The 5,832-nt window shown below is 49.4% G+C and carries 6 protein-coding genes; 5 read left to right on the plus strand and 1 reads right to left on the minus strand.

The window, feature by feature from the left end:
• From ACRCZA_RS14010 to ACRCZA_RS14030, 5 genes are all read left to right on the plus strand, one after another.
• Positions 1 to 972: hypothetical protein (locus ACRCZA_RS14010; RefSeq protein WP_438675026.1), on the plus strand; the 972-nt coding region annotated here is incomplete at its 5' end.
• A gap of 143 nt (positions 973 to 1,115) precedes the next feature.
• Complete coding sequence (locus ACRCZA_RS14015) at positions 1,116 to 2,279, plus strand: hypothetical protein (protein WP_438675027.1); 1,164 nt, start codon at positions 1,116 to 1,118, stop codon at positions 2,277 to 2,279.
• Positions 2,280 to 2,451: 172 nt separating this feature from the next.
• Positions 2,452 to 3,195, plus strand: a complete 744-nt coding sequence (locus ACRCZA_RS14020; protein WP_438675028.1) for a cupin domain-containing protein — start codon at positions 2,452 to 2,454, stop codon at positions 3,193 to 3,195.
• A gap of 502 nt (positions 3,196 to 3,697) precedes the next feature.
• A complete protein-coding gene (gene ric, locus ACRCZA_RS14025) occupies positions 3,698 to 4,426 on the plus strand; it encodes an iron-sulfur cluster repair di-iron protein (protein ID WP_438675029.1) in 729 nt (242 codons plus the stop codon).
• 105 nt (positions 4,427 to 4,531) lie between these two features.
• The gene (locus ACRCZA_RS14030; protein ID WP_438675030.1) at positions 4,532 to 5,050 is read left to right on the plus strand and encodes an AlbA family DNA-binding domain-containing protein; all 519 of its coding nucleotides are present in this window, start codon (positions 4,532 to 4,534) and stop codon (positions 5,048 to 5,050) included.
• A gap of 45 nt (positions 5,051 to 5,095) precedes the next feature.
• Here the strand turns inward: ACRCZA_RS14030 and ACRCZA_RS14035 are convergent, their stop codons facing one another.
• A complete protein-coding gene (locus ACRCZA_RS14035) occupies positions 5,096 to 5,821 on the minus strand; it encodes an HAD-IA family hydrolase (protein WP_438675031.1) in 726 nt (241 codons plus the stop codon).
• Between the last annotated feature and the right edge of the window lie 11 nt (positions 5,822 to 5,832).

Consider the following 5,832-nt stretch of genomic DNA (forward strand, 5'->3'; position numbering starts at 1 on the left):
AAAGGCGGTGACTTTAACTTCGATATGGCCGCCATTAAATTTGACGGTAAAAAAGGCGATTTCGGTTTAGCTGCCGAATACCGTTTTACCTCAGGCACAAACTATATCAAGTATGGTTATGGCTACTACAACATTGATCCAGATTGGCAATTGCAATTTGGTATCAACAAAGTGCCCTTTGGTAACCGCGAGTTTATCTCTAACAGTTGGTGGTTTGGCATTCCTTACTACTTAGGTTTTGAAGATGACCATGACATCGGCTTAAAAGCCACCTATGAGAAAAACGGTTGGCACACCGATTTAGCATTTTATAAAAATGCCGAATACGGCCCAACGGAAAACAAGCGTTACTCGACCGATTTGTATACCGGCACCATCAATGGGACCGAGTACCACAACGAAGAGACCAACCAGTTTAACGTGCGCCAAACCTACACCGCAGAACATGCCGGTGGCTCAACGACCGTTGGTGGCTCAGTCCAATACGGCCAAATCTACAACAGCGAAACCGGCAACAATGGCGATCGCTATGCCGTCGCATTGCATTTAGACAGCAGCTACAACGGCTGGAACCTGCAAATGCAAGCCATGCAGTATGAGTACGATGCGGCAGACGCGAAAGACTCCAACAAAATTGGGGTATCGGTGGTGAGCTGGCAGTACGAAATTGCTTCAAAAGGCCAAGCTTATAACATCAACATTGCCAAAACCGTTAACACGGATTGGGGTAGCATTAAGTTCTATAACGACTTTGGCTTAATGACGCCTGATGTCGATGATGATAGCTACGACAATAGCATGCAAAACGTCACCGGTATGGCGATTGCGGCAGGTCCAACTTACACCATGATCGACTTCGTGATGGGTAAAAACATGACCTTCTCAACCGCGAATAACGACCATGTTGGTTTACCTGAAATGGGTAACGACTGGGACAAGCGCATTAACATCAACTTTGGCTACTATTTTTAACGATTCTTTTAACGATTATGGCTAACGCTTGTTAGCAATAATCCAGCAGACCGGGACGTCCCTCCCTGCCGTTTTGGTCTGCTCCCCCTTTTATGCCCTATTTATTAGGGCATTTTTTTACTCTTTACCTCAGTAAGTTAACAATGAAACTCTTCTCCCTACACACTTTTGCACTGCTTTTGTTAGGCTCAGCATCAAGCTATGCCGCCGACTATCAATTAGGCGGATTTATTAAAGCCAATGCCCGTTTTGTTGAAGGCGATGTGGCGTTTCAAGACAGTTGGACCGGTAGTGGTAACTTAGTCGAACACACCAAACGCACCCAATTCAGCGCCCAAGAAAGCCGCTTTAACCTGACGCTGACTGCCGATAAGGTACAGGCCTTTGCCGAAATCGATTTTGTCGGCTCAAGCCAAGGGAATCCAATTATCTCTAACTCCTACAGCCCTAGGTTAAGGCATGCATATTTACACTACCAAGGCCTCACCGCCGGGCAAACCTGGTCAACCCTCGTTAACACCAGCACCTTTGCTGAAACCGCCGATTTAGGCGGGCCCTTGGTTGGTCAAGCCATGGTGCGCCAAGCCCTCGTGCGCTACAGCACCCAGCACTGGCAATTTGCCCTAGAAAACCCCTACACCTACGGGACGCAGGCCCCAGAACAAGCGCCAGCAAGAATACAAGGCTCCAATACGGCCCTAAGCGCCAACGCTATTACTAACACTAACCCTATCGCCCCTCAGGCGAGCAATATTGCCCCTGCCTCAGCAGAGCCACAATGGATTGATACCAAGCAAGATTACTTCCCTGACATCATCGCTCGCTACAACCACTCAGGCGACTGGGGTAACATTTCTATCGCGGGGTTAGTACGTTATCTTGATCCTGCCAATACCGCTCAATGGGCAGGCGGCGCCTCAATCGCAGCAAAAATTTTTACCTTTGGTCGGGACGATCTACGCCTACAATTGCACTACGGCCACCTTGGCCGCTATGTCGGGACCAATGCCGCGCGCGATATTGTCCAAGGGGAATTAGAAACCTCAACCTCCGCCATGGTGGCCTATCGCCACTTTTGGACCGATAACCTGCGCTCAAGCCTATTTTATGGCCGCACCAGCACCGCCGTAGAGCAAACAGACAGAAGCCATATTGGATTGAATTTATTTACGAATTTAACGCAAGCGCTCACCTTGGGTATCGAAGTCGGCCGCTTCAACATCGATGATCACCTCGCGGCCCCCGTACGCTACGCCACCCAAGGCGTATCGCATTATGCACAACTGAGTATGCAATTTTATTTATAAGGTAAGCCGGCAGGTAAACTTATTCGCGAGCGGGCTCACGAATAAGTTTGCCGCTCAAAACATGGCGTGATCCATTTCACCTTTGCCGTGACCTAATCGTTTTATCGTTAGTTTAAGCAAAATTTCAACAGCAATATAACGCGGCTTCAAAGCTGCATGACATAGGATGATAGTGATGAAACTAAAAATGCTTTTCGGAATCGCCGCATTGGCATCAACCAGCGCCATGGCGCAAGGCCCACAATGTAATCATGCGCAGCTGCCATACCAACAAATGACCCCAGTGCCATACGACAGCTCGCCTTATGTTCCTCAAGATACCATGCCAGAGCAGTGCCGGAATCCTGAAATTGAAGCTTATATTGCGGACTGGGAAGCAGGCAAAATTGACTTTAATACCATCAAGCCAAACGACAGCATTGCCGCTGACCAACGTTTTTGTAAAACATTGGACGACAATGGCAACGTCCTAGAAGCCAAAAACTGTGACCCTAAAAACTCTCCCGTGGGTTATATCTGGAAAGAACTTTCAGACAGCCCGATGGTTATCGGGATCACCAATGGTCTTAAATCCGATCACGAACCGCATTTCCACGGTCAACCAGAGTGTTACTACGTGGTCAACGGCGCAAGCAAAACCTTAGCTAACAATAAATTTGAAACCTTAGCGAAAGGCCAATACTTCTATATTCCTGGCGCCCATATCCACAACACGCCAATCCTCAATAAAGAAGGTTTAGGGGTATTTTACTGGTATCCAAACAACGCCCATTTTGATGGTTTTAAATACTACTGGCGTAAAGATGTGAAAAACCTACGAGTTGCTGAAGAAGCCTTTGATCGCGTTGATGAAATCCGCAAGCGCGACCTAAACTTAGGCCCCTACGGCACTAACGAAGCTTTCTTTAAAAAATAAATCGATAGGCGCTTGATGGGATAAAACCTCCCGCCCCATCAAGCGCAGCACGAGTGAATATTCTCCGCTCATGTTTCATCTCCCGGTGGCGCACAATCTCAGCGCCCCTCTCCACCCTCTCAACCCTATCCCTGCGTCTCCCTCTCCTGCCAAACCTAACAACCGCACCTTCTGGCTTCATTCAGTTCTCTTTATATCTTGATGCGCCCTACTCCCTTAGGAATATTTTGCGGGGTTTTCTGTGATAATCGCAGCAAAAACCGAGCATTTTAGTCAGGTTTACTTGCCACGCATTAAAGCTGCAAATAATATGAATGTCTAATGTGGTGATTATAGTTGTAGGTGTGGATGCGGATGCGGATGCGGGAAAATGTACCGTTTACCGATAACGACGCCATCTAAAGCCTTTTGGTAATAACCACTTAAGCTATTAACAATTGCGAGCCTCATGACGCAGGCGCTCAGCAATGGTGACTTATCTGCTGCGTTTGGGAGTACCGTTATGCCTAAGAACAACCCATCGAGTTCTGCACTTTCTGCGATGTTAGCCAAAACCGTTGGTGAACTCGTGGCAGAAGATTTTCGCCGTGCCCATGTGTTTAGCCAGTTTGGCATTGATTTTTGTTGCGGTGGCGGCAAAGCCTTAAGCATCGCTTGTGAACGCGCTGGCGCCGACAGCGACCAAGTGCTGCTGGCGTTGAACAGCGCGACCTTAACAGGCACGCAGGAGGATAAATTAAACCAGTTGCCCTTGGATGAGCTTATGGCATACATCGAAACTACACATCACCAATATGTGCGGAAAAAGGCACCGCTACTGATTGAATATGCTGAAAAAATGGTACGTGCACACGGCAAAAACTACCAAGAAATCATTCCCTTTGCCGGTTGGATACGCGCCTTAGTCGACGATTTACTGCCTCATTTAGCCAAAGAAGAGCAAATCCTATTTCCAGCAATTCGCGCCCTCAGCCAAGGCGAACACATTGAAAGCTGCTTTGGTCATATTGGTAACCCTATCAATGCGATGCAGTATGAACACGAAGAAGCCGGCCAAATACTGCAAAAACTGCACGCATTAACCAACGGCTTTACCCCGCCAGAATATGCCTGCACCACTTGGCGCGTGTGCTACGCCACCCTTGCCGAATTTGAAGTGGATTTGCATCGCCATATTCATCTAGAAAACAATATTCTTTTCCCTAAAGCGCTCAACTTAGTCTCAGCATAGGCTGACAACGTTGCGGATAACACGCCGCGCTAAGGCCAACACCCTCTGGCCTTAGCCGGCCTGACATGCTACAAAACGTCATGGTTCACTGACGAGTCAGCAGCGATGACATTCCCCTCCTTTGCCCTAGACGATCTTGCCAATTTACATGAATCCGCCCAAGTGGAGTTTAAACTCGCCGGCGGGCGCGATGGCCAAGGTCAGCTTCCTGAGGATATTTGGGCAACCTATAGCTCCTTTGCCAATACGCTGGGCGGCGAGATTATTCTCGGGGTCAAGGAAGAACGCGGCCATTTTTCGATTGAAGGGATCCCGGCGCCCTTACCAGTGCTGCGCGCTTTTTGGGAAGCGCTCGATGATGATACCCAGGTAAGCCATAATATTCTTGCGGTTTCAGACGTTCAAATTATTGAAATAATGAATAAAAAGGTAATCCGCATCCATGTGCCTGAGGCGTTAGAGTCATTAAAACCTATCTATATTGGCGGCAATGCCCTTACCGGCACCTATTTTCGAGTGGGCGACGCCGATTTACATGCTAGCCCTCGGCAGGTTGAAATCCTGCTGCGACGCGCCCGGCTGTGTAAACTGCGCGCTTTAACCGCCCACACGCCAAAAGGTTAGTTTAGCGGCCACAGCACTTGGCCTCACTCATCAGCCGCCTGCGCCCTATTCGGTGCAGAGCAGTGCCAGCAATGGCTCGAGTGTTGCAATTTCAAGATGGGGTAAGAGCCCAGAACTTGGCGCGATGCCTGACCGCCCAGCACCGGGGTTTAACCACACAGACTGGCAACCCGCGAGCCGCGCCCCACGCACATCCGCGTGAAGACTGTCGCCAACATGCAGGAGTTGCCCCAACGGGAGATGTAAGCGAGCGCAGGCCAGTTCGAACATATCCCGGGCGGGTTTCATCTGTACCCCTTGCCCCGGATGCAGCACAAATTCAAACACATCGCCAAGGCCGATCCTTTGATGATCCACATTGCCATTGGTGATCCCAATGAGCCTAAAGCGTTGCCTTAAGTGATGCAATAAAGCGACGATTTCGGCTGACACTTGAAAGTCGCTGCGATGAAAGCGAAAACAGGCAAGCCCTGCATGCGCCCCTCGCTGCGCCTCGGCGGCACTGTAACCCAAACGCGCTAACCCATATTGCAAGGTCGCCAGCCTTGCGGCCGTCGTATCGTGGGCCAATTGTGGGTTTTGCTGCAACAGCTCAAGCTTGATAGCCCGCCAGTCCTGCGTCTGCCAAGGCAAAGCGCGCGGGAACTCCCGATGCAAAAACTGAATTAACTCGGCCTCAGCCTTAGCAATATAGGGCTGATTATCGTACAAGGTATCGTCAAGATCGAAACTGATCCCTTGAATATCCTGTGGCCTCAGATAGCAACGCATTATTTATCCTG

This window comes from Shewanella sp. (genome assembly GCF_051658185.1).
GTDB lineage: Bacteria > Pseudomonadota > Gammaproteobacteria > Enterobacterales > Shewanellaceae > Shewanella.

Coding starts and splice junctions, on each gene's coding strand:
- ACRCZA_RS14035 (WP_438675031.1), bottom strand. CDS start 5,821: ATGCGTTGCTATCTGAGGCCACAGGATATTCAAGGGATCAGTTTCGAT.
- ACRCZA_RS14030 (WP_438675030.1), top strand. CDS start 4,532: ATGACATTCCCCTCCTTTGCCCTAGACGATCTTGCCAATTTACATGAA.
- ACRCZA_RS14015 (WP_438675027.1), top strand. CDS start 1,116: ATGAAACTCTTCTCCCTACACACTTTTGCACTGCTTTTGTTAGGCTCA.
- ric (WP_438675029.1), top strand. CDS start 3,698: ATGCCTAAGAACAACCCATCGAGTTCTGCACTTTCTGCGATGTTAGCC.